The 26,244-nt window shown below is 44.4% G+C and carries 23 protein-coding genes and 3 tRNA genes; 13 read left to right on the forward strand and 13 right to left on the reverse strand.

Annotated elements, in window-relative coordinates:
• Positions 1-16: 16 nt before the first annotated feature.
• From H8S65_RS10660 to H8S65_RS10670, 3 genes are read right to left on the reverse strand one after another with little or no spacing between them, the layout of a single operon-like run.
• Positions 17-1,246, reverse strand: coding sequence for an MFS transporter (locus H8S65_RS10660; RefSeq protein WP_186929967.1), 1,230 nt, complete (start codon positions 1,244-1,246; stop codon positions 17-19).
• A gap of 54 nt (positions 1,247-1,300) precedes the next feature.
• Positions 1,301-2,758 carry a RagB/SusD family nutrient uptake outer membrane protein gene (locus H8S65_RS10665; RefSeq protein WP_186929968.1) on the reverse strand — a complete coding sequence of 486 codons (1,458 nt, stop codon included), beginning with the start codon at positions 2,756-2,758 and terminating at the stop codon, positions 1,301-1,303.
• A gap of 24 nt (positions 2,759-2,782) precedes the next feature.
• Positions 2,783-5,773, reverse strand: coding sequence for a SusC/RagA family TonB-linked outer membrane protein (locus H8S65_RS10670; protein WP_186929969.1), 2,991 nt, complete (start codon positions 5,771-5,773; stop codon positions 2,783-2,785).
• 503 nt (positions 5,774-6,276) lie between these two features.
• Here H8S65_RS10670 and H8S65_RS10675 point away from each other — a divergent pair.
• Together H8S65_RS10675 and H8S65_RS10680 are read left to right on the forward strand one after the other, a co-directional pair.
• Positions 6,277-7,023 (forward strand): IclR family transcriptional regulator, encoded by a 747-nt coding sequence (locus tag H8S65_RS10675; protein ID WP_186929970.1) that lies wholly within the window; start codon positions 6,277-6,279, stop codon positions 7,021-7,023.
• A 94-nt stretch (positions 7,024-7,117) separates the two neighbouring features.
• Positions 7,118-7,528, forward strand: coding sequence for a hypothetical protein (locus H8S65_RS10680; RefSeq protein ID WP_186929971.1), 411 nt, complete (start codon positions 7,118-7,120; stop codon positions 7,526-7,528).
• A gap of 36 nt (positions 7,529-7,564) precedes the next feature.
• On the opposite strand, the gene H8S65_RS10685 is transcribed toward H8S65_RS10680, so the two are convergent.
• A tRNA-Arg gene (locus H8S65_RS10685) sits at positions 7,565-7,636 on the reverse strand.
• Between the two features lie 71 nt (positions 7,637-7,707).
• Positions 7,708-8,433 (reverse strand): DNA repair protein RecO, encoded by a 726-nt coding sequence (gene recO / locus H8S65_RS10690; RefSeq protein ID WP_186929972.1) that lies wholly within the window; start codon positions 8,431-8,433, stop codon positions 7,708-7,710.
• A gap of 94 nt (positions 8,434-8,527) precedes the next feature.
• Between recO and H8S65_RS10695 the strand changes: the two genes are divergently transcribed.
• From H8S65_RS10695 to H8S65_RS10740, 10 genes are all read left to right on the forward strand, one after another.
• Entirely contained in the window at positions 8,528-8,923 is a 396-nt protein-coding gene (locus H8S65_RS10695; protein ID WP_186929973.1) for a DUF2721 domain-containing protein, read from the forward strand.
• Between the two features lie 132 nt (positions 8,924-9,055).
• Positions 9,056-9,127 (forward strand) — tRNA-Glu (locus tag H8S65_RS10700).
• 43 nt (positions 9,128-9,170) lie between these two features.
• Positions 9,171-9,428 (forward strand): 30S ribosomal protein S20, encoded by a 258-nt coding sequence (rpsT, locus tag H8S65_RS10705; protein WP_005637528.1) that lies wholly within the window; start codon positions 9,171-9,173, stop codon positions 9,426-9,428.
• A 60-nt stretch (positions 9,429-9,488) separates the two neighbouring features.
• A tRNA-Glu gene (locus H8S65_RS10710) sits at positions 9,489-9,560 on the forward strand.
• A 162-nt stretch (positions 9,561-9,722) separates the two neighbouring features.
• The gene (gene gyrB, locus H8S65_RS10715) at positions 9,723-11,678 is read left to right on the forward strand and encodes a DNA topoisomerase (ATP-hydrolyzing) subunit B (protein ID WP_186929974.1); all 1,956 of its coding nucleotides are present in this window, start codon (positions 9,723-9,725) and stop codon (positions 11,676-11,678) included.
• 35 nt (positions 11,679-11,713) lie between these two features.
• The gene (locus H8S65_RS10720) at positions 11,714-13,492 is read left to right on the forward strand and encodes a gamma-glutamyl-gamma-aminobutyrate hydrolase family protein (RefSeq protein WP_186929975.1); all 1,779 of its coding nucleotides are present in this window, start codon (positions 11,714-11,716) and stop codon (positions 13,490-13,492) included.
• A 10-nt stretch (positions 13,493-13,502) separates the two neighbouring features.
• Entirely contained in the window at positions 13,503-14,501 is a 999-nt protein-coding gene (locus tag H8S65_RS10725) for a M28 family peptidase (RefSeq protein WP_186929976.1), read from the forward strand.
• 13 nt (positions 14,502-14,514) lie between these two features.
• Positions 14,515-14,940, forward strand: a complete 426-nt coding sequence (locus H8S65_RS10730) for a SufE family protein (protein WP_186929977.1) — start codon at positions 14,515-14,517, stop codon at positions 14,938-14,940.
• Between the two features lie 512 nt (positions 14,941-15,452).
• A complete protein-coding gene (locus tag H8S65_RS10735) occupies positions 15,453-16,616 on the forward strand; it encodes a DUF4934 domain-containing protein (protein WP_186929978.1) in 1,164 nt (387 codons plus the stop codon).
• Between the two features lie 162 nt (positions 16,617-16,778).
• Positions 16,779-17,942, forward strand: a complete 1,164-nt coding sequence (locus tag H8S65_RS10740) for a DUF4934 domain-containing protein (RefSeq protein ID WP_186929979.1) — start codon at positions 16,779-16,781, stop codon at positions 17,940-17,942.
• Between the two features lie 13 nt (positions 17,943-17,955).
• On the opposite strand, the gene rnhB is transcribed toward H8S65_RS10740, so the two are convergent.
• The 5 genes from rnhB to H8S65_RS10765 are packed head-to-tail and all read right to left on the reverse strand — an operon-like array spanning position 17,956 to position 20,828.
• Positions 17,956-18,555: a ribonuclease HII gene (gene rnhB / locus H8S65_RS10745; protein ID WP_186929980.1), complete on the reverse strand. Its 600-nt coding sequence runs from the start codon at positions 18,553-18,555 to the stop codon at positions 17,956-17,958.
• A gap of 2 nt (positions 18,556-18,557) precedes the next feature.
• Entirely contained in the window at positions 18,558-18,875 is a 318-nt protein-coding gene (locus H8S65_RS10750) for a type II toxin-antitoxin system RelE/ParE family toxin (RefSeq protein WP_186929981.1), read from the reverse strand.
• Positions 18,875-19,132, reverse strand: coding sequence for a hypothetical protein (locus tag H8S65_RS10755; protein WP_186929982.1), 258 nt, complete (start codon positions 19,130-19,132; stop codon positions 18,875-18,877). Before H8S65_RS10755 ends, H8S65_RS10750 begins: the two co-directional genes overlap by 1 nt.
• Positions 19,133-19,185: 53 nt before the next feature.
• Positions 19,186-19,590 carry a VanZ family protein gene (locus H8S65_RS10760; protein ID WP_186929983.1) on the reverse strand — a complete coding sequence of 135 codons (405 nt, stop codon included), beginning with the start codon at positions 19,588-19,590 and terminating at the stop codon, positions 19,186-19,188.
• Positions 19,591-19,613: 23 nt separating this feature from the next.
• Positions 19,614-20,828, reverse strand: coding sequence for an aminotransferase class V-fold PLP-dependent enzyme (locus H8S65_RS10765; RefSeq protein ID WP_186929984.1), 1,215 nt, complete (start codon positions 20,826-20,828; stop codon positions 19,614-19,616).
• A 208-nt stretch (positions 20,829-21,036) separates the two neighbouring features.
• On the opposite strand from H8S65_RS10765, the gene H8S65_RS10770 reads away from it, so the two are divergent.
• Positions 21,037-21,372, forward strand: a complete 336-nt coding sequence (locus H8S65_RS10770) for a HepT-like ribonuclease domain-containing protein (protein ID WP_366497731.1) — start codon at positions 21,037-21,039, stop codon at positions 21,370-21,372.
• A 10-nt stretch (positions 21,373-21,382) separates the two neighbouring features.
• Here H8S65_RS10770 and H8S65_RS10775 read toward each other — a convergent pair whose 3' ends face one another.
• The 3 genes from H8S65_RS10775 to H8S65_RS10785 form a co-directional block, all read right to left on the reverse strand.
• Complete coding sequence (locus H8S65_RS10775) at positions 21,383-22,174, reverse strand: glycoside hydrolase family 16 protein (RefSeq protein WP_186929985.1); 792 nt, start codon at positions 22,172-22,174, stop codon at positions 21,383-21,385.
• A gap of 7 nt (positions 22,175-22,181) precedes the next feature.
• The gene (locus H8S65_RS10780) at positions 22,182-23,375 is read right to left on the reverse strand and encodes a DUF4934 domain-containing protein (protein ID WP_186929986.1); all 1,194 of its coding nucleotides are present in this window, start codon (positions 23,373-23,375) and stop codon (positions 22,182-22,184) included.
• 95 nt (positions 23,376-23,470) lie between these two features.
• Positions 23,471-26,125 (reverse strand): glycoside hydrolase family 2 protein, encoded by a 2,655-nt coding sequence (locus tag H8S65_RS10785; protein ID WP_436277879.1) that lies wholly within the window; start codon positions 26,123-26,125, stop codon positions 23,471-23,473.
• Between the last annotated feature and the right edge of the window lie 119 nt (positions 26,126-26,244).

Below are 26,244 nucleotides of genomic sequence, written 5' to 3' on the forward strand. Positions count from 1 at the left end.
TTTTATAGACACTTTACTAATTATCTGTCTCTTCATAAAACTCTTTCAATAAAAAGAATCTGATCGCCACAAAAACGGCTAAAGCTCCTAATAAATAGAATATTGCCAGAAACGATATGCCAAAAGACAAGCCATAATCAGTCTTCAGATATCCCAATATCAAGGGAGCCAACGCCCCGACGATAAAGGCAAAAGCGGTCATAATCCCTACCGAAGATGCTCTTAAATCCGGAGCTATCACATCAAACAAGGCGGCATACAGATTTGAATCATAAATTCCCCTGAAAAAGCCGAACAGAGCCAACATTGCATAACTTACATATAAATTCGAGGTATATCCCATGAAGAATATAAACGGAGCACCGAACAACAATCCGACCAGTTCCGTTTCCAGACGGACTGTTTTACGCTTTTGCGCATATTTATCTGAAAATTTTCCACCTATTAAAACACCCAACAATGCGGCTGCAAAATGAAAAAACATAGAGGTAAACCCGGCCGTCGAAAGAGACAAATGGAACTTTTCATGATAGAACGTAGACATCCAAGTCACATAACCGATATTCACAAAACACATTCCTCCAAAAGCCAGACAAAGCATCCAGACTGTCTTTTTCTTAAATATCTCTTTGATGACATATCCAATAGAATGCCGTCTTTCTTCTTTATTCTCTTGAGGAGTATCTGCCATTCGGAAAAACAAATAGACACACAACAGCAAACCTCCTGCTCCAAACGTAAAGAAAGACATACGCCATCCGAAATGTTCTCCGATGTAAGCAGCAATAAACCCACTGGCAACAATTCCGACATATAAAGAAGTCTGGTGTATGGACATTGCCATTGCACGGGTTTTATGATGATACTGGCTAATCAATGATGTTGCGGCTGGATAATAGAAAGCTTCACCTCCTCCTGTTGTAACACCGCGTAATATAATTAGAGAGATCAGCCCGCCACTAAATCCGGTGCATAATGTCCCGATACTGAAAATCAGGATACTGATAAGAATAATCCATTTTCTCTTCAGAAAATCCCCCATATATCCGCCGAACGGGACCAAACAGCCATATACAACCGTAAATACAGAAGCAACAAGCCCCAATTGTATATCCGTCAAATGCAGATCCTCCTTTATCAAAGGGATCACCACATTAAAAATCTGCCGGTCACCTTGGTTCAGGAAATAGGCAACCCATAACATAATAATCAACTCCCACTTATAGGTAATACGTAGTCGTTTCATTTTACGAATAGTTTATCGAAGGTGTGACTTAAACCACACCTTCATATTTTTAATTTAATACCCCGGATTTTGATCTTTCGACGGATCAAGGGCCTCGTTATAATCGAATTCTGTTGTCGGAATCGGGAAAAGCATATGTTTCTCCGCCACATCTATACCTTTGATTTTCTTAATCCGGTCTTTTGCAATCCCCAATCTGCATAAGAAGAACCAACGCTTCATTTCATTCATGCACTCATAAGCTTGTTCTTTTATTAACAGATCCATGAATTTATCGACCGATCCATAATCCGCCAGCTTAAAATCGACCTCGGAAGGACTATTAGGATCATAGCCATACGCGCGGCGGTGGATACGATTCAGCATTTCCATAGCATCGATTGTAGGAGTGCCTGTTGCCTTTGTTATGGCTTCAGCATAAATAAACAAGACATCCGGGAAGCGGATTAACGGATTTGAATTACCTGATCCACTGCCACTCAAAGCATCCGGATCGTAAAACTTCGCCATCAAATAGGTATTATCTCCTAAACCAAAATCATGAAGCAACAAATTATAATCTTTCCGCAAGTCTTTTACATCCCATTCTGCTATCATCTGGTTTTCTGTTGTTGTATAAAGTCCGTACCAGCCACCAGCACCACACATCGGTTTTCCATTTATCAAAGCAGATGGATGTGCACAGAACATAACAAACTCCCAACCATTCTTCGTCGTATTGTCTTGCTTCAGATAAAATATTTCCTCCGTCGTATTAACGACTCCCGCTCCAAATATTTTTTCAAAATCACGGGAAGAAGAAACTGGAACCAGAGAATAGGCATTACTATCGATAACCTGCTTCGCAAACGTGGCTGCCTCCTGATATTTTTCTAATTGCAGATATACCTGAGCCAAGAGACTCCGGGCACTATTCTTACAGGGCGTTCCCACTAAACGGGCCTTATCAGGTCCATTTTCAGTAGCATACAATAAATCATTTACGATATAGGCATAAATATCATCTACGCTACTTTTTCCTAAATTATAGTCCGCCATATTTTCTTCAGTACGCAAAGGGCAGCTTCCGAAAGAACGTACCAAATAAAAATAACTTAAGGCGCGGATAAAACGCAATTCGCCTAAATAAGCGGCTTTCGATGTTTCAGACAAACCAGAAGCTTCCGGCAAACGGGAAATAGCAATATTACAATCTCGGATTGCTTTATAAAGGCTGGCCCAAACCATGTTTGCACGAGTCTGGTTCTGCGTATTCAGACCTTCATAATCACTATTTGCCTCCCAACTGCCACGTCCATAAGCATAATCGGCAAAGCATTCCAACAGTCCCGGATAGCTCATCGCAAATCCGCTTCTGAATTTTGCTAAAGGAGCAAGCACAGCCGCATCAGCCTCCTCTTCCGTATTATAAAATGTTTCTGCTGCCACTGCTTTAGGATGTTCTTCCAACCAATCGGAGCAGGAAGTAAAAAAGATGGCTACAACAACCAGTAAAAATAATATTCTCTTCATAACATACTCTTTTTAAGGATTTAACTAAAATTGGACTTTTGCGCCAAACGTTACACTTTTTACATTCGGATAGGTCAGATAGTCCAGACCGGAGTTTACACCGCCGCCCCATGAACTAACTTCCGGATCACGTCCCGAATAACTTGTAATAGTCAGGATATTCTGGGCACTTACATAAACCTTTACGCCTTTCAACCAACTACCTACAGCCCATTTCGATACGGGCAAATTATACCCTAACGAGATATTTTTCAACCGCAAGTACGAACCATTCTCGACATATCGGTCGGAATAGTTCATATTCAATTTACGCGTAACTTTAGGATATTTAGCCGCCATATTCTGAGCCTCAGTATTATTAGAGCTCCAATGACTATATAGTACATCTCTTTTCAGGTTCAGTCCCATACCCTGATCCAAGTTTGCGGTCTCGGCAACATTAAAGACGTCATTACCCTGACTCCCCTGGAAGAAGAAAGAAAATTCAAAATCTTTAAAACGGATATCAGAATTAAGGCCATATGTAAAGTCGGGATTCGGATCACCTGTGATAAATTTATCATCATTATTCAAGACACCATTTCCATCACGGTCTACATATTTCAAATTACCATCTTCATCATACCCGTCTTCCTTATAGGTATAAAAAACGCCTAAAGGCTCACCTTCACGAACCAGATTTATAAAATCTTCAATGTAAGACAATCCTACACGGCTACCATAAACATCTTTGCCTCCGTACAATTTCACAACCTTATTACGGTTAAGTGCAAAATTGGCAGACAAAGTCCACGAAAAATCTTTTGTTTGGAAAACTTCACCTTCTACCAAAAGCTCTATACCCTTATTACTCATTTTGCCAATATTCTTGATCGTTGTATCATAACCGGTAGAAGCCGGCAAAGCTACCGAGTTCAGCAAATCTCTTGTCATCTTTTGATAATAATCGGCAGTAACGCGCAGCCTGGAATTGAACAAACTCAAATCAACGCCGACATTCCACTGAGCAGTCGTCTCCCATTTCAGATCAGAAGGTAATGTCGTACTGGCGGCATAATAAGTCGAAACGCCACCATTCACTGGAGCTTTTCCCTGGCTCAACATATTCAGTGTTGCATAAGAGTTAATAGCTGTAGAACCGGTTTCACCATAACCAACACGCACTTTCAAATCTGACAATTGTTCAACATCTTTCAGAAAACCTTCATCCGAAATACGCCATGCGAGTGCTGCAGAAGGAAAATATCCCCACTTGTTACCTTCGCTATACCGGGAAGAACCGTCCGCACGAAAACTGACTGTGGCAATATATTTGCCTTTGTAAGAATAGTTGGCACGAGCCAAATAAGACATCAATACCCATTTTGAATAACTTGTCCCCGGTGTTCCAAATGCAGAAGCAGCCCCCAATTGATCACTTTCAGGCACATCACTAATGAAACCGCTTCCACTAACGCTCATGGAGCGTCCTTCATATTGCTGGTAAGTAAAACCACCCGTAAAATCCAAGCGGTGGTCTTCAGCAATCGTTATATTATAATTGGCAATATTTTCATTAATAATCGTGGTTTCCGTATTTTGGCTGACAGATGCGCTATTCGAACCATACAAATATTTGGATGTCGTATATGAATCGGTTCGATAATCCAGGTTTTCAACGCCGATAGAAGCTTTCAACGATAAACCCTTTATGGGTTTATAAGTTAATGCTGCATTCGTATTTATCAAGTTCGCTTTCACCTTTGAACGCTGTTCGTTTATAACATTCAGAGGATTATATAAGGCATTCGACATAAAGGGATAAGACAACATGATATTGTTATAGCTTCCGTCTTCATTGTAAGGAGAGACAGACGGAGGAGCGGAAATGGCAGCTCCAATAACAGAACTTCCTCGATTACCGCCACTACTGTTTTGCTGATCTTTAGTAGTTCGGGCATACGCCATGATCAGAGCCACATCGAATTTATCATTTATTTTATGATTAATATTTCCTCTTAAGTTATACTTATTATAACTGCTTGGCTTGATAATACCGTCGCGCAACATCATGGAACCACTGACCAAGATCTGAGTTTTTTCATTACCTCCGCTAATCGTCAAGTTATGATTCTGGATCGGCGCATCCTTATACACCAAATCCTGCCAATCTACACCTTTCCCGAAAGCGGCAACCTGCTCAGCGGTAAAATACTCTTTCCCGACATCATTTAATTGCTGCTCATTTACAATCTGTGCCCATTCAGTAGCATCCATCATATCCATCTTCTTTATCAAAGACTGAATGCCATAACTGCCGTCATACGTGACAGAGGTAGCCCCTGTTTTCCCTTTTTTAGTTGTAATCAATATAACTCCATTTGCACCACGAGAACCATAAATAGCCGTAGCAGAAGCATCTTTCAATACTTCGACCGATTCGATATCCTGGCTATTAATGGAAGAAGGATTTACAGGCATCCCATCTACAACATATAAAGGATCGTTACCACCTCTAATCGAATTAGTTCCACGGACACGAATCGTAAAATTTCCTTCGGGCGATCCCGTATTTGTGGTAATCACAACACCTGGAACACGTCCCTGCAAGGCCTGAATCGGATTTGGAACCGTTATGGCTTGCATATCCTCCGCTTTTACCTGAGTCAATGATCCTGTCAAGTCTCGCTTTCGCATTGTACCATAGCCGATTACCACTACTTCCTCCAAAGCTTCCATGTCTTCCGACAAAGCAACATTGAGGACAGATTGGCCTTTTACTGAAATTTCTTGGGTAACATAACCGATATAAGAAAAAATCAAAGAAGAAGATTCGGGAACAGACAAAGAGTAATTTCCATTCAAATCCGAAATAGTACCAGATTCAGATGAACCTTTCAAAACAACATTCACACCAACTAAAGGTTCTCTCGTTTTAGCATCTGTAATTCTCCCTTTTACAGCATGCTGAGCAAAAACCGAGACACTGCCAAAGAATAGCAACATCCATAACAAAAAACTCTGCCGATTTTTCATAAGACATGAATTAAGTTTAACTTGATATTTATTATTGTAAAACTAAATTTTACAATGCAATATTAAATACAACTATATAAAACACAAAATGTTTTTGTAGAAAAATAAGCATTTATGCTCTTAAACATACAAATACACTGCTATTTAAAGTAAAAAGCTAAATATATTCGCGATATCACAATTCAATTAAAACAAAATCATATTTTACAATATAAAAATAACACAAAGAAAATAGAAGAGGAAACATATAGCTGGGAAGGCAACTTTTCACCATGAAAGCGAAGACAATAGAAAGTTATCCGGAATGAAAATAAGGAAAGAAACAGATGAGCAAAATAGAAATCTGATTCATTATAAATTAAAATAGGACGAATCCGGTCGAATGCTCACAATAAAGACTTTCATAAATCTATTTTAATGCTATATTTTTTGTAGTTTTGCAAATAAGCTTACTAATTGTCAGTTATATAATCAGATTACAAGAAACAAAAAACGAAAGAAGTATGATACAAGTTATAAATAGAGCCTTGAATATTCTCGAAATATTAGCACAAGAGCCAGACAAAGAGTTCGGATTATCCGAAATCGCTACTGCAGTAGAATTGAATGCGGGAACCTGTGCCAATATTCTAAAAACGCTTGTATATCGCAACTATGTAGAACAATCCGGCATAAAGAAAGGATACAAGTTAGGATACATGGTTTATCAGCTCACGCGCGACAATTCTTATAATACGGAACTCGTCAATGCATCAAAAATCGCAATGGATAATCTACGTGACAGCATCAATGAGACAGTAATACTATCTGTGATAAAAGGCGACAAAAGAATTTTGCTAAACGAATCTCAATGCACACATGAAATCCAGGTTCGTACAACCAACGAATCTTCCGTATACAGAGCCACGACAGGCAGAATGATCCTGGCGCATTATTCGCCTAAGGAATTAAACGATTTTATCGACAAAGTCGGATTGCCGACAGAGGAAGAATGGCCGGAAGTCAAAACAAAGTCCGAACTGATCCAATTGCTAAACGATATACGGACTAATAATGTCGAACTGTCATGGAATAAAAACCATGTAGTAGGTTTAGCCACTCCTATCCTGAAAAAAGGGAAAGTTATCGCAAGTCTTGGAATCTATCTGCCGGACATACGTTTCGGCAAATCGGAAAAGAATAACATCATAAAGCAGTTGAAAAAGACTACTGACATTATCAATGAAAAGATCAATGTGATAACCAAATAACACGATACGATTTGATGTTTATATCTTCAACCGATTCTCTTATAGATATCCTTTTAATTCATATCTTTGTCATCGAATAGTAAAGTTTGGAATTATGATTAAGAAGAATATACTCGGTTTATTATTTCTGCTGTCCGCACTCTGTTTGTTCAACAGTTGCGAGGATGATCCGTACTATGATGATTACGGTTGGGCGACCGATGCATTATGCAATAATACTTGGGTTGATTTTTATTTCAATAGCAACGGGGACAAATGCGAGCAACGGCTTGACTTCTATAATGATCACACGGGAGAGGATTTTACAATTATCTATTACCCCAACGGTATGACCGACAATCTGAAAACAAGTTTTTACTGGGACTGGGAAAACGATTATTTCGATTCTTTTTATGTCGAATATGCAAACAGGACTGATTATTACGAGGACGTTCGAATAAGCAACGGATATTTAAAGTGCCTCCTCAATGGAGACCGGGTTACATTCGAACCATTTTACTGGTAACAAAAAAGGCAATCGTTGCAGATTGCCTTTTTGTTGTAGCTCCGCCGAGAATCGAACTCGGATCTAAAGTTTAGGAAACTTCTATTCTATCCGTTGAACTACAGAGCCGTTTTTTGTAATAAGTGGGGCAAAAGTATAACCTTTTCTGCAAACTGGCAAGTATTTAAAGGGGCAATATGCTAATCGAACAGACTTTGCATGACAGACAAGGACTTTATTTCGGGAAAATCCGGTAAATGCAACCGGTAATATTCGAGAATACGGCTTATGACACTCACACGATCTTGACGGGAAAAAGAATATAACGACATATTCTCGAAGCTGATCTTCAACAACCGGGCAAAGACCGCACTCTCCTGCCGGTTCAGATAATGGCGGTGCATCGGTATACGATCGACAAACACACCGTTCAACATATCGAAACAGGAGCCTGCCACATACGAATCGACATTCGGGTATATCCCCAGATAATACAAGAGCCGCAGCAGAAATACCAAATGAAAATTCGCGACTCCCTTATCCGAAAGCTCCAACAACTGTATCGACTCGGACAAATACTCGAAAAGGCGCGGGTCCGGCTCCGTCTCCTTCACCACACGGAAAAGGACTTCGGAAAGGAAAAGCGCAAGTACATTTTTTACCGGATTACAAAACACTTCCGTCAGCGGATAACAGAGTTTCGTTTCACGGATACGATGCAAATCCCGCTTATTCAGATGCTCCACCTCCATCTCCACGACCGAAAGAGGCATAAACAACGCCTTCGAGACAGAAGATCTCTTTCCGCGGGTACGGGCAACCAGATAAGAAGCACGTCCGAAAGCCTCCGTGTACATATATATAATAGAGTACTTATCATTATATGGAATGGAATGCAGGACAATCCCGCGCGTTTTACACAACATATCACTGAATTTTGGAAAGCAAAGTTACAACATTTTCCTTTTCCGTCTTGTTTTATGATATAACAAACTACTAAATTATAAAGAACATATAAACATGCAAGAACTCACGCTTACAACCCCGTCACTGCTGTTTTCGGCAGTATCGCTTATCTTGTTGGCCTATACAAACCGGTTCATCTCGTATGCAAGCCTCGTACGGACATTGAAAGAGAAACATCAACAGACACACGATCCGAAAGACGTCGCCCAGATAGCCAACCTCAGGAGGCGGTTATACCTGACACGTTCCATGCAGATATTAGGGTTGCTCAGCCTGCTCTTTTGCGTGGTTTCGATGTTTTTCATCTACATTTCCTGGCAAATCATAGCCGCCTGGATATTCGGTATAGGGTTGCTCCTGCTGGCTGCTTCGTTATGCGTATGTATCTGGGAAATAAACATTTCCGTCAACGCATTAGAGATACACCTACAGGATATGAGTTCCAAATAGATGTTAAATGCGACAGATGTGAAAGATTTTTCTTTCAAATATTTTGTCAGTTTAAAGAGAACATCTATCTTTGCACTCGCAATCGGGAAATCAACAATCCCAGAGAGCTGAAAGCAAGAGCTTTGACATGATGGCCCGTTCGTCTATCGGTTAGGACGCAAGATTTTCATTCTTGAAAGGGGGGTTCGATTCCCCCACGGGCTACAATAAACAGGATTAAAGAATAAATAAAGAGAATAGCTAAGAAATGGCAAATCACAAGTCATCAATTAAGAGAATCAGACAGACCAACGCAAAACGTCTGCATAACAGATATTATGCTAAGACTGCAAGAAATGCAATGAGAGTTTTGCGCGCTACTGAAGACAAGAACGAAGCTCAGGTTCTGTTCCCGAAGGTGTGCTCTATGTTGGACAAGCTTGCTAAAAAGCACATTATTCACAAGAATAAGGCTGGCAACTTGAAATCCAAATTGGCAAAGCACGTTAACGCACTTGCAAAATAAGGTATTATACTTTATATAGTATAAAGCCGGACTGGTTAGCCCGGCTTTTTTAAACCTGACGGCCCGTTCGTCTATCGGTTAGGACGCAAGATTTTCATTCTTGAAAGGGGGGTTCGATTCCCCCACGGGCTACCTTTTTAAAAGAGACAAAGTTTGACTTTGTCTCTTTTTTTATTATACTCCTCCATTTGACTATTTTCACACTCTCTATACCTTCTAAGTTAATTATTTTCACTATATTTGTTAGCTTTTTTACACAGACAGATAATTATAGATTTTAAACGATAAAGACTCATGAGTGAAGAAATTAAGAATACTTCCACAGAGTACTCTGCGGATAGTATTCAGGTACTTGAAGGGTTAGAGGCAGTGCGTAAAAGACCGTCCATGTATATTGGCGATACCAGCGAGAAAGGTCTCCACCATTTAGTATACGAAGTTGTTGACAACTCTATTGACGAGGCACTGGCCGGATTTTGTACCCAAGTTGACGTAGTGATAAACGAAGATAACTCCATCTCTGTTACGGATGATGGCCGTGGTATTCCGGTAGATATTCATGAGAAAGAAGGCGTGTCAGCGCTTGAAGTCGTCTTGACCGTGCTCCACGCGGGAGGTAAATTCGATAAAGGCTCTTACAAGGTTTCAGGAGGTTTGCACGGCGTGGGTGTATCTTGCGTGAACGCCCTTTCCACTTACCTGAGAGCAGAAGTCCGCCGCGACGGGAAGATCCACATGCAGGAATTCTCCTGCGGCAAGCCGCTTCATTCCATCGAAGTGATCGGCGAGACAGACGTGACCGGTACAACTATCCTGTTCAAACCGGACGCAAGTATTTTCTCCGTAACCGAGTACAAGTATGAGATCCTGGCTACACGCTTGCGCGAGTTGGCGTTCCTGAATGCCGGTATCACACTTAGCCTGACGGACAAACGTGTCGTAAAGGAAGACGGCAACTTCAAGTCTGAAATATTCCATTCCGAGGAAGGTTTGAAAGAATTTGTCCGTTATATCGACCGCTCCAAAGAACAGTTGATTCCCGACGTGATCCATATCGTAACCGAAAAGCAGGGCATTCCGGTTGAAGTCGCCATGACTTACAACACATCATTCAACGAAAGCGTATTTTCGTATGTAAACGATATCAACACCATAGAAGGGGGTACGCACCTGGCCGGTTTCCGCCGGGGTTTGACTCGTACGCTGAAAAAATATGCAGACGACTCCAAGCTGCTGGAAAAAGCAAAGGTGGAAATTTCCGGTGATGACTTCCGCGAAGGCCTGACAGCGGTTATCTCCATCAAGGTGGCGGAACCGCAGTTCGAAGGACAGACCAAGACGAAGTTAGGAAACAACGAGGTGACCGGTGCCGTAGACCAGGCCATTGGCGAAGCATTAGGCTACTACTTAGAAGAACATCCGAAGGAAGCCAAGACAATCGTCGACAAAGTGATCCTGGCAGCCCAGGCACGCCAGGCAGCCCGTAAGGCTCGCGAACTGGTACAGCGCAAATCGCCGATGACAGGCGGCGGGCTTCCCGGCAAGCTGGCCGACTGCTCCTCTAAAGATGCCGCACTTTGCGAACTGTTCCTTGTCGAAGGGGACTCTGCAGGCGGTACGGCCAAGCAGGGACGCGACCGTAACTTCCAAGCAATCCTGCCGCTCCGCGGTAAGATCCTGAATGTGGAGAAGGCAATGGATCATAAGATCTTCGAAAGCGAAGAAATCCAGAACATCTTCCGCGCAATGGGTGTGACCATCGGCACGGAAGAAGATCCGAAAGAGCTGAACCTGAGCAAGCTGCGCTATCACAAGGTGATTATCATGACCGATGCCGATGTGGACGGAAGCCACATTGCCACCTTGATCCTTACCTTCTTCTTCCGTCGCATGCGCGCGCTGATCGAAAACGGATATGTCTATCTGGCCACTCCTCCCCTCTACCTGTGCAAGAAAGGTAAAGTGGAAGAATATTGCTGGACCGACCAACAACGCCAGGCATTCATCGACAAGTTCGGTGGCGGTAACGAAAACCAGATTCACACACAGCGATACAAAGGTTTGGGAGAAATGAACGACCACCAGTTGTGGGATACGACCATGAACCCGGATAACCGTACGCTGAAACAGATCACGATCGACAGTGCCGCCGAAGCAGACCAGGTATTCTCCATGCTGATGGGTGAAGACGTTGGCCCGCGCCGCGAGTTCATCGAGGAAAATGCTACATACGCAAATATCGACGCGTAAGTTAATTTTCAATTTTCAATTTATAATTTTCAATTATGAAAGTCCGTCGTCCGAATTTAGAGGCCCTCTACAGGGAAGTTGATCATTACATTCCGAAAAAAGAAAGTCTTCAACCTCCCCGCATAGGAATATCCGCCAATCGGAAAGACGGACTTTCCTGTATAGCAGAGACCTACGTGCAGGCAGTGTTGAAAGCCGGCGGCGCTCCGGTCTTGATTCCGGTCATCACGGATATCGAGGCGTTGACGGCGATCGTGAACGGGTTGGACGGACTGGTCATGAGCGGCGGTGGCGACATCAACCCGCTTTACATGCAGGAAGAACCGATTCCCGCCCTGCAGGATGTGGATACCTACCGGGATGAATATGATCTGATATTGCTCCGCTTAGCGACCAACCGCCAGTTGCCCGTCATGGGGATATGCCGCGGCCACCAGATACTGAACGTCGCATTCGGCGGCGGCGTATATCAGGATATCCATACCCAGCACAATCAAAAGCTACTGAAACACAGCCAGACGCTTCCCCGCGAACAGGCTTCCCATTCCGTCACGCTGGACGAAGGGCCCTCGAAGCTCCGCACCATGCTGGACGGTGAAAAAGAACTTTTGGTCAACTCCTTCCATCATCAGGCAATCAAAGAGCCGGCTCCCGAATTTATCGCTACGGCAACAGCGCCCGACGGGATCAACGAAGCGATGGAACATCCGGAAAAAGAAATATTCAGCGTCCAATGGCATCCCGAAGCGATGGCTGCTAACGACGATGAACAGATGTCGAAACTTTTCAAGCATCACGTCGAAGCGTCCCGCCTGTTCAAAGAGGCTAAACGCATCCATCACCGCAACGTGACGCTCGACTCCCATACCGACACCCCGATGATCTTTCCGGGTGAATTTAACATCGGGCTGAAAGAGGGCGGGAAGGTCAATCTTCCTTTTATGGAAGAAGGGCTGATAGATGCAGCCATCATGGTTGCCTACATCCCGCAGGGACCGAGAGACGAGGTTTCTTTATTGAAAGCAACCGACTTCGCCATGAACCGCTTGCAGGAAATACACCGGCAGATGGAACTGAACCGCTCGCGTATGTGCATCGCCTACACGCCGCAGGAAGTCCACGTGCTGAAAGCTGCCGGAAAGAAAGCGATCATGTTAGGTGTGGAAAACGGATATGCGATAGGCAAGGATATCGAGAATATCGCCCGTTTCCGGAAAATGGGAGTTTCTTATATTACCCTCTGCCACAACGGGAGCAACGATATATGCGACTCGGCAAGAGGCGACGCGGAATGGAACGGCCTCAGCCCCTTCGGTAAAGAAGTCGTCCGAAAAATGAATGAGGCAGGTGTACTGGTCGATATCTCGCATGCGGCAGAAAGCACGTTCTACGACGCACTTGAAACAAGCGCCTATCCGATCATTGCCTCCCACTCTTCCGCCCGTGCCCTTTGCAACCATCCGCGCAACCTGACGGACGAGCAACTGAAAGCGCTCGCCGGGCAAGGCGGGGTAGCACAGATATGCCTGTATAAAGGTTTTATCAACGAGGATGAAGAAAAAGCATCTTTGAGCGATGCGATCCGCCATATCAACCATATCGTAGACCTGATCGGGATCAACCATGTCGGGATCGGTTCCGACTTTGACGGTGACGGCGAACTGATCGGCTGCCGGGCAAGCAACGAATTGATAAACATCACGATGCGCCTTTTAAAAGAAGGATATACGGAAAATGATATAGCTAAAATATGGGGAGGCAACCTGTTACGCGTAATGAACAAAGCGCAATCCGCCCCTGATAATTCCCTATAAACGACAAGATATGACTAAACTGATTTTATTATTATTATCTATGGCCTTGTTTTCATGCGGCCAGAAAGGAGCCGGCGAAACAACGGCTACCGTCACGGAAGTAAAGAAAGCCCCGGCTACAGCCGCTCCATCTTTCGATGCGGATAGCGCCTATGCTTATATCGACAAACAAGTTTCATTCGGTTACCGCATCCCGAACACGCCGGCCCACAAGGCTTGCGGAGATTATCTGGCATCCGAGCTGAAACGCTTCGGGGCACAAGTCTATGAACAGGAAGCGACACTCAAGGCATACGACGGGACCCCGTTGGAATCGCGTAACATCATCGGTTCCTTCAACCCCGATAAAGATAAACGCATCTTGCTTTTCGCTCATTGGGACACACGCCCTTATTCGGACCATGATCCCGACCCTGCCAATCACAAGAAACCGCTGGATGGCGCCGATGACGGGGCAAGCGGCGTAGGCGCCCTGCTGGAGATCGCCCGCCAGATGGGGATGAAAGCTCCCGACGTAGGGGTGGACATCATCTTCTTCGATGCTGAAGATTACGGAGTGCCCGAATTCGCAAAAGAGAAATATGGCGACAGCAGCAATACCTGGTGTCTCGGTAGCCGCTTCTGGGGAAAGAACCCGCATAAACCGGGCTACAAGGCCGAGTTCGGCATCCTGCTCGACATGGTCGGAGCCAAAGATGCAGTCTTCTATAAAGAATATATCTCCATGAAGTATGCCGCCCGCTACGTGGACGAGGTATGGGAAGCGGCCCGCAACTTAGGATATGGCAAATATTTTATCAATGCGAACGGCGGAGGTGTGACAGACGATCATGAAGCAGTCATCGAAGAAACCGGCATCCCCTGTCTGGACATTATCAACTATGACCCGAACTCGAACAAAGGTTTCCGCGACCATTGGCATACGCAGAACGACAACATGAGCAATATTGACAAAAACGTACTGAAAGCCGTCGGCCAGACAGTACTCGAAGTTGTATATAACAGATAAAAGATAGGAAACAATGACAATTAATGAACTTCAGGACAACGTCATCGAAGAGTTTGCAGATTTCGACGACTGGATGGACAAGTATGCGTTACTGATAGACTTGGGTAACTCGCTTCCCCCTTTGGAGGAAAAGTATAAAACAGAAAGCAACCTGATCGAAGGTTGCCAGAGCCGTGTCTGGCTACAGGCGGATTATGTGGATGGCAAGATCCTGTTCAAAGGCGAGAGCGACGCGGTAATCGTAAAGGGCATCGTCTCTTTGCTGATCAACATCATCTCCGGCCATACTCCGCAGGAAATACTCGATGCCGACCTTTACTTCATTGAAAAGATCGGCCTGAAAGAGCACCTCAGCCCTACCCGCTCGAATGGCCTGGTGGCTATGGTCAAGCAGATGCGCATGTACGCACTGGCATTCCGCACCAAGGAACAAGGATAATCGAATCATATATGTTTAAAAAGCGATGCCTGCCTCTTTCCAAAAAGGCAGGCATCGCTTTCCAAAAAGGTAAGCACCGCTTTCGAAAAAAGTAAGCACCTTTCGAGAGACAGCCTATACCCTTTTCACCAATAGGATATAGGCTATAATTTTTAGCCCTAAGGCTATATTTTATAGGAAAGGAGCCGATAAATACCGCCCCTCACCCACTTTTAAAAAAGACAAACAGGGTTCACACCTCTTGTAACGCAATAAACACCAGCGACTTACTGTGAACCCTGTGAATGCTGGCTTCTTTTTGAACAGCTTACCCGGAAAAGAAGCCCAGCATTCACAGGGTTCACAATAACACACTGATACCGTATGACTTATACAGCGTGAACCCCAAATTATAAAAACGACCTTCTTCCCATTAATAACATTTAACTGGAAGATTCCTAATGCGCTTACGAATCTTTAGTAGATTTGCAAACATGCAAGAATAAACAGAAATTCAAAATAATGATCATACCATGAAAAAAACAAATACATTTTTAGCAATCCTCCTGCTTATGATGGCTGCCTGCGGAGAAGGTAACAAACAAGCAACAGAAATCATCACGGTAGACGTAAGCGCCAACTATCCCGAAAAAGAGTTGATCCTTCAGGATATTATGGATGTGGAATATGTCCCATTGGAAACCACCGACGAATTTATCACCAAAGGCGTAGTAAAAGCTATCGGCAAAGAAATCCTGCTAATTACAAATCAAGGCAACGACGGGGATATTCTTGTCTTTGACAGGAAGACAGGTAAAGGCATAAGGAAAATCAACCGTAAGGGACAGGGCGGCGAAGAATATTCATATCCCTACTACATTACTTTGGATGAAGATAAAAAGGAAATGTTTGTCGCAGACTATGCAACCCGGAAAATACTGGTGTACGACCTGTCGGGAAACTTTAAGAGAAGTTTCAAATATACGGACACCAGCTACTACAACGACCTGTTCGATTATGACCGGGACCACTTGATCACTTATAAAAATTATCCGGCACTTCAAGAGAACGATAAGGCATGTCATATACTTATTTCCAAGCAAGACGGCAGCGTCGCCCGTGAAATCCGCACACCTTTCAAAGAACTGGAAACACCTATTGTAACAAAGGATGAATTCATTGTGTCGCCGGAGTTTCACCAGACCTATCCGGATCATACGGATTGGTTGCTTGTGAACACGTCTTCCGATACCATATACCGTTATTCGGCGGATGGCAGCATAAGCCCCTCTGTCGTAAGAACTCCTTCCATACATGCAATGGAAACGAAAGTATTCCTTTTCCCAACCGTCATGGCCGACCGTTATTATTTTATGCGAACCATGAAGAAAGAGGTGGACTTCAAAACGTTCAAAGGATTTCCAAGTACGGATTTAGTTTACGACAAGCAAGAAAAGGCTTTATTCGAATATACCCTTTACAATGCCGATTACTCGAACAAGCAACAAGTATCGTTGGGATTAAGTTTTAATGGCATTGTCAATCATGAAATCGCTACCTGCCAGTCTTTAGAAGCCGCAAGCCTTATCGAAGCCCATGAGAAAGGGCAACTAAAAGGCAGGCTGAAAGAAATCGCCGCCGGACTGGACGAAGAATCGAATGCCGTAATCATGTTGGTAAAATACAGGAAAAAGTAACTCCAAGCCCGCAATCTTTCGTCTATTAACAACGTTTAACCAGAGAAATGCCTCGCTTCTACTTAATTTAAATAGATTTGTGTACAAATAGTAGATTGTTATTCAATAAAATAAAAACGGTCTTCCTATCTAAAGTCTTATAAACATCTTAAATCTATATGTATGAAAAACGTATATTTCATTTTAATCATGCTTCTGCTCGTGATGGCAGGATGCGGAGAGAGCAAGCCGCCGACAGATGATCTTATCACTGTCGATGTCACCGCCAATTACCCGAAAAAAGAACTGGTTCTTCAGGACTTTATGGATGTCGAATACATTCCGTTGGAAACAAGTAGCGAATTTATTACAATGGGGTGGCTGCATGCCGTCGGAAAGAAAGTCATAGTAGTCAGAAACAGAAATCGTAATACCGACGGAGACATCTTTATCTTCGACAGAAGCGGTAAAGGTGTGAAAAAGATCAACCGCTTAGGTCAAGGCAATGAAGAATATCAATTCCTTTTGGGGATCACTTTAGATGAAGACAACAATGAAATCTTCGTCAATGACCACTGGAGAAGAAAGATAATGGTGTATGACCTGTCCGGTAATTTCAAACGGAGTTTCGATCATAAGCAAGGCTGGTATGGTATGGATATATATAACTTCGACCGGGACAATCTCATTTGCCGTATCAACGGTATCAATGACGATGAAAAACCATTAGTGGTCGTATCCAAACAGGACGGAAATATAACAAAGGAGATTTCAATCCCTTATGATAAGAAAATTTCATCATTGGTCTTTTCGGCAGACAGCAGCTATGTAATGCCAATCCGTAACCGTACATTGGTTCCTCATCGCGTCGATAGCTGGATGCTTATGTACGATCCTTCCGATACGATATATAAGCTCCGGACTGATTACAGTTTGACTCCTCTTATTGCCCGTACTCCTCCCATAAGTTCAATGAATCCCCGCATATTCCTGTATCCGGCAGTCATAACCGATCGTTATTATTTCATGCAAACCGTAAAGGCCGAATGGGATTGGGTAGCCAACACCGGACATAAACGAACCGATCTGATGTATGATAAACAAGAAAATGCCCTATTTGAATATGTGGTACACAATGCCGACTTCCCCACCGAACAACCTTTTAGCATGATGGTATCGGAAGTCACATTTGGAAACGATGAAATCGCACTTGTGCAAAAATTAGAGGCATACGAACTTGTTGAAGCATACCAAAAAGGAAAACTGAAAGGCAAATTGAAAGAAATCGCCGCCGGATTAGAGGAAGATTCGAATCCGGTGCTTATGTTGATAAAATACAAGAAATAACATTTCGCCCTGTTCAGAACTGCAATTCCAACTGTTCCGGCAGTAAAGTAAATGTTTTGCGATGATAGGGGGTTATCCCGCATTCCCGGATGGCCATGCGATGGGCTTTTGTGGGATAGCCTTTGTTTTCTTTCCAATGATAGGCCGGATATTCCTGGTCGAGACTGTCCATATAATCGTCACGATAGGTTTTTGCCAGGATGGAAGCGGCGGCGATACTCAGATATTTGCCATCCCCTTTTACGACTGTCGTATGTTTGATATCGGGATAAGGAGTGAAACGATTGCCGTCGATCAGCAGATGATCCGGTTTTACCTTTAGCTGCTCGATAGCCCGGTGCATGGCAAGGAAAGAGGCTTTCAGGATATTGATCTTATCGATTTCTTCAGCAGTGACAATACCGACAGCCCAGGCAATCGCTTCCCGCTCGATAACCGGACGGAGCGCATACCGCTTTTTCTCGCTTAACTGCTTGCTGTCATTCAAATCTTCATTATAAAAATCGGGAGGAAGGATTACAGCTGCGGCATAAACCGAACCGGCCAGACATCCACGGCCGGCCTCATCACATCCGGCTTCTACACGATTTGCTTCTAAGTAGGGTAGTAACATTATCAATCAACTTTTTTTATCAAATCCATCAAAAGATAAGGATCTTGTCTACAGTCCCATAACAGATGGACAAATATATAATTTTCTTCGATCGTATAAAGTATCTTATTATGCTTAATAACGAGATAACGGTAAACTAAAGGCTCTTCTTCCAAAAGCAACTCCACAGCCCCCATATTAGGAAATAATTTCAAAAGGAATACTTTTTTCTCAATCTCATTTTTAACACGAAAAGCAATTCGTTTACCAAAAGTCACTTTTAAATAATAGATCAAGTCAGCCACTTGCTGCTTGAAAAGCCTGCTCGATCGGATTTCCATTAACGAAAAGATTGAAAAAAATCACGCATTTCCTGTTCGGAAACGTAAATTCCATTTTCTTTATCCCGGTTTGTCTCCTTCAACATCTCTTTTACCTCTTCCAAGGTGAAACAATTCGGACGTTTAAGTTCCTGCTTTTCTATCTTAATTAATTTACGGGCAAGAGCTTCCATATAAGATATAGCTTCCTCGCTGTTGAAAGCTTGCAAAATATCCAACACCCGGTTTTTACGTTCTTGTAATTCTAATGCAGTCATAAGACATCTGAATTTTGATACAGTACAAAAGTAACACTCTTACGGAACATAAGCTAATGAATCTCAGTCTTTCTTTTCATCATCCAGGGACGAAGGATGAAATAAGAGAAGAGGGTTGCAAGGATGACACCGCAAATGTTTGCAAGGAAATCGAACCAATCGCCACCCCGGTATGTGGTACAGTATTGTTGCAGAAGCTCGATTGCGCCACTCATCAAGATCGGGCATAAAACAGCTCCGATCCAGGCATGCCACAATACTTCGTCGTATTTGCGATGGTTGCGCAGGAACTCAAGCCACAGCATACCGGATAGGCCGGCGTACATACAGATATGGGCAACTTTGTCTATTCCCACAATCTTGCTCACCTCCAGCGTAGGCGGTTTGAAGAATGAGAGATAGATCACCACTGCGATAATCGTCAGCGAGACCGGGTATTTCTTCAGATAATATAACATCGCAATGGTTATTCCGGATACATTCAGAACATTTTCCGCACCCGTTCGATACCGGCGGCAAAAACGTCTATTTCTTCTTTTGTATTATAGAACGAGAAGGAGGCACGAACCGTACCCTCGATACCCAGATCCTGCATCAGCGGCTGGGCACAATGATGTCCGGTGCGGACAGCGATACCCAGACGATCCAGCAGCATCCCCATATCATAATGATGGATATTGCCCACCAGGAAAGAGAGCACCGCACCCTTATGGGCCGCCTGACCGAAAATGCGCATTCCGTCAATAGCACTCAGCTTGCCGGTTGCGTAACAAAGCAGTTCGTCTTCGTAAGCGGCAATATTATCCATTCCCAAACGGTCTACATACCGTAAGGCTTCCGCAAGTGCGGTACTGCCGATATAGTCGGGTGTGCCTGCCTCAAACTTAAAAGGCAGTTCGTTGAAAGTAGTCTTTTCGAAGGAAACGGAAGCAATCATCTCCCCCCCTCCCTGATACGGCGGCAACTTGTCCAGCCACTCTTCCTTGCCATACAGCACACCGATGCCGGTAGGGCCGTAAACCTTATGGCCGGAGAACACATAGAACTCGGCATCCAGATCCTGCACATCCACACTCAGATGGGGAACAGCCTGCGCCCCGTCGATCAGTACCGGGACCTCGTGATTATGCGCCTCTTCGACGATCTCCTTTACCGGATTGATCGTACCGAGCACATTCGACACATGCGTAACCGAAACCAGTTTCGTCCGTTCCGAAAAAAGACTGCGGAACGTGTCCATGCACAATTCTCCCTTTTCATTCATCGGAATCACTTTCAGCGTGATCCCTTTGCGGGCAGCCTGTATCTGCCAGGGAACGATATTGGAGTGGTGCTCCATCACCGAAACGATCACCTCATCGCCTGCCGACAAACACTCGTCGGTAAAACTGGACGCGATCAGGTTGATCGCCTCTGTCGTCCCGCGCGTGAAAATAATCTCGTTGGACGAGCGGGCATTCAGGAATTGCTGCACGGTCTTGCGCGCTTCTTCATGCGCTTCGGTAGCCGCCTGACTCAGGAAATGAACGCCACGGTGGATATTGGCATTCACATTAAAGTAACCGCTGTCTATCTTCTCCACCACACAGCGCGGCTTCTGGGTAGTCGCCCCATTGTCAAAGTAAATAAGCGGCTTATCGTATATCTTTTGGCCCAGAATAGGAAAATCTTTCCGAATGGATTGTACATCTAACATGGCTGTCTCTATTTAACTTAATAACAAAGGTCAAAGATAGTATGTTTAACAGTAAAATATACTATTCATACAGATTATAAGCTAAAAGTTTTGTTTGTACTAATCAAATTTATACTTTTGTTTCAAACGGGAATACTCTTAGGTATGAAGACAACAACAGAATATATTGAATTGATAAGGTCTTGTAGCCAGAAACAGTCTGCTGCAAATAGAAAATGCCATCTTGAAAATAGAAGAGAGGGCCAGTTCATTTCACTCTGCCGATGACTTTTTAAAAACTCCATTCGGAATGGCCATGCTTGATGCCATTTGTATGCAATTCATTGCTATAGGGGAAAGCCTTAAAGGGTTGGACAAAATCACAAACAATGAATTATTGACAACACATCCCGAAATACCCTGGAAGCGAATTAAAGGTCTGCGAGACATTGTTGCCCATCATTATTTTGAAATTGATATTGATGTTATTTGGTGGATATTAAGTAATGAACTCCAACCGCTAAAAAAGGCGATCATCTCCATGTTGTCCGATTTATCCGAATAACCTCCCCCCTTCATTTCTTCTTCTTCTGATAGAAACGCACCCAGTCGATCTCCATCTCGACAGGCAGATCAGAGGGATCAACTTCTCCTACCCAGCTTCCGCCCAGCTGCATATCGAGCAGCAGATAGAACTTTTTATCTGTGAACGGGAACTGTCCTTCTTTGTCTGTTTCAATACGCGGATAGGCGAATGTACGGGTATTGTTGATAAAGAAAACAAGGCTGTCCCGATACATTTCGACACTATAGGTATTATAATCGTCACGATCGATCAGCCCGATGCTGCCCTGTTTCGGATTATCTTTGATCCCCAAGACGTGGGTATAGGCGGAATGAACGGTCTGGTATGCGATAGAATCATTATTCAAGCGTTCCATAATATCGATTTCCCCTCCATCAGGCCAACCTTCATTTTCAGGCAACAGCCAGAAAGCAGGCCATGCTCCGGCAGCACCGTACAGCTTGGCACGGATATCCAAGCGCCCGTCGGAAAAGCCGACCTTACCCTTCGAATAGACGCCCCCCGTGATAAACGGAGCGGTGTCGGCCGACAAACTGTAATTGACTAATCCCCGCAAAACCAAATTGCCATCGCGCATGGCATAACAGGAATCGAAGTCCGACATATAATTATTCCAGTCCGACCTTCCACGCGGTATCTTACTCCACGAAGCCTCATCGAAATGATCCTCCTGGTCGAAGTTCTCCTCCCAAACCAATTTCCAATCCTCCTGTTGTGGCCGGCAACCTGCCATGATCGACAGAACGACCGACATTCCTAATGCGAATAATCCTTGCTTCATTACACTGCTATTTGAATTTATACAATATCAAGACATCGTTATCTTCGTCTTCTAAAGAGGATGCCAAATGTTTTAATTCTCCATACAATTTCCCTTCCTGATAAGCTTCTACTAATTCGCCGGCATTAAATCGGGATACACCATAACCGGATTGCATATCACAATTCACAAGATGGGAATTCAAAACTATTTTTGCATCCGGATAATCATCATTCCTTATCTCATACTCATTTATATCTCCATTTTCTTTATTGTAAACCCAGTTGGTTTCAGGAAACATATTCCGTTCATTGTTTTCATCCACAGAAATCCGCGTCAAGAACACATATTTACTTGTTTCGATTCCGTACTGCAAAAAAGTAGGGACACTCATGGAGCTAATTGCAGGAGTTCTCAACATAATAGGAGTCAATACCTTATCGTATGAATACAGATAGATAGTATCTGACGAAAGTTCGTTCAATACATAACCCTCCGAATTCCTTACAACAGGAAGATGCATGGCTGTATAAGTAAAGCTACCGCCATCCCCCTGTTTAGTAACCGCCAAGTCATATTTCTTTTCAGACGAAAACGGGACATCTATTTTTATCAGGATTTTTCCGTCATTCTTAGACAGAATCGAGAAATAAGGTTTTAGATCAGCGTTTACACGGTTTGTTTCCGTATTGTAGACGAGAAAAGCATCATCATCGAAATTGTAAATGAAACGTGCATCTCCAGAAGGAAATTTCCTGATATATTCGCCATTCAGATCATAAACAACGATCTTCCGGGAAAAAATATCATGGACATAGATCTCCCCTCTCTTTTCATCCACACGCAAATTGGTAATATAATTATATTCGTGAGGACCATTCCCATAATGAGAAAACTTACGGACCGGCTGCCCTTCTCTATCAAACATCAGAATCTCACCGGTTTCACCTCCTTTGGTCAGCATATAATTTTCACTGCACGCCAAAACTCTTGATCTAACTAAAAAGTTGGTATTGTTTGCCAATTTAATATAGGTAACATCTGCAATATCCTTCAAATTTAATCGGATAGGCGAATGTTCCGCATTGACATCAATTTGCAAAATTTCGTTATTTATGCTCTTACCGGCACAGCCACATAAGCATGCCGTCATCCATATAATCAAAAGGTGCTTCATATATATCGATTTTTCACAAAGGTAGAATTTTTCAATACACAGCACGCAGAAGACATGATAAAAAAGAATGTGCCCTCTACGTGCTATGTTTCACAAATATAACCGAGCTTTTCGGATATTCATATTTATACCATTACTCCTCATTCGCCAAACTCCGACTGCTGCCTTTCAACCTCTTTCAGTTTCAAGGAGTTCAACTCCTTGCGCAAACGCTCCACTTCCCGCTCGGCATCCGTTTTGGAGGCGGCGGCTTGTCCGGCGGAGACATTGCTTAGCGGGATGCGGGCGGCATCCGCAGCATCATAGACCAAAGGGAATGCAGACGATTTCGATTCAAGTTCCAGTTCACCGCTTACCGGCATTTGCGAACCTTCGAACAGGACACTGGCTGTGATCCGTATCTTACCCGGTTTCAAGGTAGACTGGACAAGGACAGGCGCCGTCCCCCACTTTACGGGAGCCGGATTTGCCAGCACGCCGGAACCACCTAACAAACGTCCTTCACCCTCAATGGAGAAACGGATGTTGTAGTTATTCAGCCGTTTGATGTTCCCATTCTTATCCGCAACGGCAGCCACTACCGTCACGAAATCGGAGCCATCGGCTTTCAGGTCCGTACCCTCGTTGTCCACCCACAACAGGATCTTTTCAGGGCGGCGGGCAGGTACGACTTTATGCGTAGCCACAACCTTACCGTCGATCAGACCTTCGGCAAGCAGATAGACATCGTCCTGTTTTTTAGCTCTTGAAAGAGCTTTGTCGACCATAAAATCATAGACGTCCGGGAAGGTGATAACCGGCGAAGGCATTCCCGGACGGTTCTTGTCTTTCTTATAAGTATAAGTCTTTCCGTCTTTGTTGAACGTAAGGCGAACCTCGTCGCAATTGGAATAGACCGTCACATCCTTACCTGAGAAAGGTGTCATTTCATGCGCAATATACACCATCGGCCCGCTTCCGGCAAGCTGGTCGTCCTTCACTGCCGGACGTTGCGCCATAAACATATAATAGGAATATTTCGGCTGGCGGAAGACGTCCATCAAGCCACCGTAGAACGGATCGGGATGGTAGCCGCGCTGGTGGTCGAACGAATGCCAGAGACAACCGCCGACATGCTGCGGGGACTGCTTGTAAAGCACATCGTAGCTGGTCACCGGATAAGAAGGGCTTGCATAATGCTGTGCCTGCACACGCATCGGCTGTTCGCCCCAGTTACGGGCTACACGGCTCGGCGAATTGTGGGAACTCCAGTCGTCCACATTGTCGCCCCACTCACGGGTGAAATAGGTCTTCGACGGATCGATCTCCTTAGAAGCATCCTGCATATTGGCAGGATGGGCAAAATAGACCGGGAAATTCTCATGCCCGCGTGCTTCGCTGTCACTTCCACTGTAGCAATAAGGATAAGGATATTCGGCATCCACGATATCACGGGTGTTCTTGGCGAAATCAGCCGGATACCAGGTCTCGTTCAGAATCGGTTCCCACAGCCAAACACAAGGATGGTTGCGGTCGCGACGCACGACATTGCGGATATCGCTATACACGCGTTGCGCAAATTCAGGCGCATCGTTCCAAAACTGCCAGCCGGGCGTATTGACGATCACGAACAAGCCCAACTCGTCGCAAGCATCCATAAAGGCAGGATCCTGCGGACAGTGAGCGTTACGGATGATCTCCATCCCCGCGTCCTTCAGTTTTTTTGCATCCCGCCAGTGAATACTATTCGCTACGGCATTCCCGACAACGGCAAAGTCTTGATGGCGATTAGCTCCGATCAACGGCTTCCCGTACGGTTTGCCATTCAGATAGAAACCATCTTTCCCCTTAAACTCTATGCTGCGGATTCCGACACGGCGGCGGTAACCGTCTACCACGTTCCCATCTTTATCGAGCACCCGCACCAGCAGGTTGTATAAGGTCGGTGTCGAAGGTGTCCAGAGCATCGGTTGCTGCACCAGCAGTTTATCGGACGAGGTAGCCGCCTTGCCGGCTTTCACCTGGATCTTGTCATTCAGGTAGGCAACCTGTTTGCCGTCCGGTTGAAGCAATGTATATTCCACCACCCCGGTAAAAGACCTCTTCGTGGCATTGCGCACCTGCAACTTCAACTGTACTTCCGCTGCTGCTTCCGACACTTTACCGAAAGCGACAAACAAGCCACCTCCCGCTACCTCGTTTTCATAATTGGGATCGGTGATGAACACTTGGTTATGGGCGACCAGCCAGCAATCCCGGTAGATGCCGCCGAAATAGGTATAGTCCAACACATCCTGCGCCTTTCCGGGAGGATAGGAAGGATCGTCGCTGTTATCGGCCCAGACGGCAATCACATTGTCGCCGTTCCAGTCCAGCGCATCCGTCACATCGACCACGACAGGCAGGTAACCGCCGAAATGTTCCGTCAACAGTTTGCCGTTCACGAACACCTTGCTTTTACCCATTATGGCCTCGAAATGCAGGAAAAGTTTTTTCCCTTTCAGAGCGGCATCGGGTGTGAAATGCTTGCGGTACCAGACTTCCCCCTGGTAATTGATGCAACCGCTCGCCTCGGTCGGCAGATACTCGATGCCGTTCGGCAAAGAGACGACCGTCCAGTCTTTATCATTAAACTCTTTCGTTTCCGCACCATCGGCAGCACCTTTATAAAAGCGCCAAGCCGGATTCATCGAAAACACTTCACGCCCGCTGTTGTCCAGCCGGAAGAAACCCGCTGTTGAAAATTCGGGCTGATGGGCCGCCCACAAAGAGAGGCTAAGCCATATAAACACGAAACTGAATATAATTTTCTTCATCATTATGAATTTAAAATTTATCATCTATCCGTCTGCTGAAGCAGACGGCAAAAGAGAGGCTACGACATAAGGTACAGCTTTGTCTGTTTGCTCACCCATAAATCATTATTTACACCTCT

This window comes from Parabacteroides hominis (assembly GCF_014287585.1).
Lineage (GTDB): Bacteria > Bacteroidota > Bacteroidia > Bacteroidales > Tannerellaceae > Parabacteroides > Parabacteroides hominis.

What these genes read in the sequence shown, in the direction of transcription:
- H8S65_RS10730 (WP_186929977.1), top strand. Translation starts at nt 14,515, where the DNA reads ATGACAATTAATGAACTTCAGGACAACGTCATCGAAGAGTTTGCAGAT.
- H8S65_RS10760 (WP_186929983.1), bottom strand. Translation starts at nt 19,590, where the DNA reads ATGTTATATTATCTGAAGAAATACCCGGTCTCGCTGACGATTATCGCA.
- H8S65_RS10740 (WP_186929979.1), top strand. Translation starts at nt 16,779, where the DNA reads ATGAAAAACGTATATTTCATTTTAATCATGCTTCTGCTCGTGATGGCA.
- H8S65_RS10695 (WP_186929973.1), top strand. Translation starts at nt 8,528, where the DNA reads ATGCAAGAACTCACGCTTACAACCCCGTCACTGCTGTTTTCGGCAGTA.
- H8S65_RS10750 (WP_186929981.1), bottom strand. Translation starts at nt 18,875, where the DNA reads ATGGAAATCCGATCGAGCAGGCTTTTCAAGCAGCAAGTGGCTGACTTG.
- H8S65_RS10670 (WP_186929969.1), bottom strand. Translation starts at nt 5,773, where the DNA reads ATGAAAAATCGGCAGAGTTTTTTGTTATGGATGTTGCTATTCTTTGGC.
- H8S65_RS10765 (WP_186929984.1), bottom strand. Translation starts at nt 20,828, where the DNA reads ATGTTAGATGTACAATCCATTCGGAAAGATTTTCCTATTCTGGGCCAA.
- H8S65_RS10785 (WP_436277879.1), bottom strand. Translation starts at nt 26,125, where the DNA reads ATGAAGAAAATTATATTCAGTTTCGTGTTTATATGGCTTAGCCTCTCT.
- H8S65_RS10775 (WP_186929985.1), bottom strand. Translation starts at nt 22,174, where the DNA reads ATGAAGCAAGGATTATTCGCATTAGGAATGTCGGTCGTTCTGTCGATC.
- H8S65_RS10720 (WP_186929975.1), top strand. Translation starts at nt 11,714, where the DNA reads ATGAAAGTCCGTCGTCCGAATTTAGAGGCCCTCTACAGGGAAGTTGAT.
- rnhB (WP_186929980.1), bottom strand. Translation starts at nt 18,555, where the DNA reads ATGTTACTACCCTACTTAGAAGCAAATCGTGTAGAAGCCGGATGTGAT.
- rpsT (WP_005637528.1), top strand. Translation starts at nt 9,171, where the DNA reads ATGGCAAATCACAAGTCATCAATTAAGAGAATCAGACAGACCAACGCA.
- H8S65_RS10755 (WP_186929982.1), bottom strand. Translation starts at nt 19,132, where the DNA reads ATGACTGCATTAGAATTACAAGAACGTAAAAACCGGGTGTTGGATATT.
- H8S65_RS10735 (WP_186929978.1), top strand. Translation starts at nt 15,453, where the DNA reads ATGAAAAAAACAAATACATTTTTAGCAATCCTCCTGCTTATGATGGCT.
- H8S65_RS10725 (WP_186929976.1), top strand. Translation starts at nt 13,503, where the DNA reads ATGACTAAACTGATTTTATTATTATTATCTATGGCCTTGTTTTCATGC.
- recO (WP_186929972.1), bottom strand. Translation starts at nt 8,433, where the DNA reads ATGTTGTGTAAAACGCGCGGGATTGTCCTGCATTCCATTCCATATAAT.
- H8S65_RS10660 (WP_186929967.1), bottom strand. Translation starts at nt 1,246, where the DNA reads ATGAAACGACTACGTATTACCTATAAGTGGGAGTTGATTATTATGTTA.
- gyrB (WP_186929974.1), top strand. Translation starts at nt 9,723, where the DNA reads ATGAGTGAAGAAATTAAGAATACTTCCACAGAGTACTCTGCGGATAGT.
- H8S65_RS10680 (WP_186929971.1), top strand. Translation starts at nt 7,118, where the DNA reads ATGATTAAGAAGAATATACTCGGTTTATTATTTCTGCTGTCCGCACTC.
- H8S65_RS10665 (WP_186929968.1), bottom strand. Translation starts at nt 2,758, where the DNA reads ATGAAGAGAATATTATTTTTACTGGTTGTTGTAGCCATCTTTTTTACT.
- H8S65_RS10675 (WP_186929970.1), top strand. Translation starts at nt 6,277, where the DNA reads ATGATACAAGTTATAAATAGAGCCTTGAATATTCTCGAAATATTAGCA.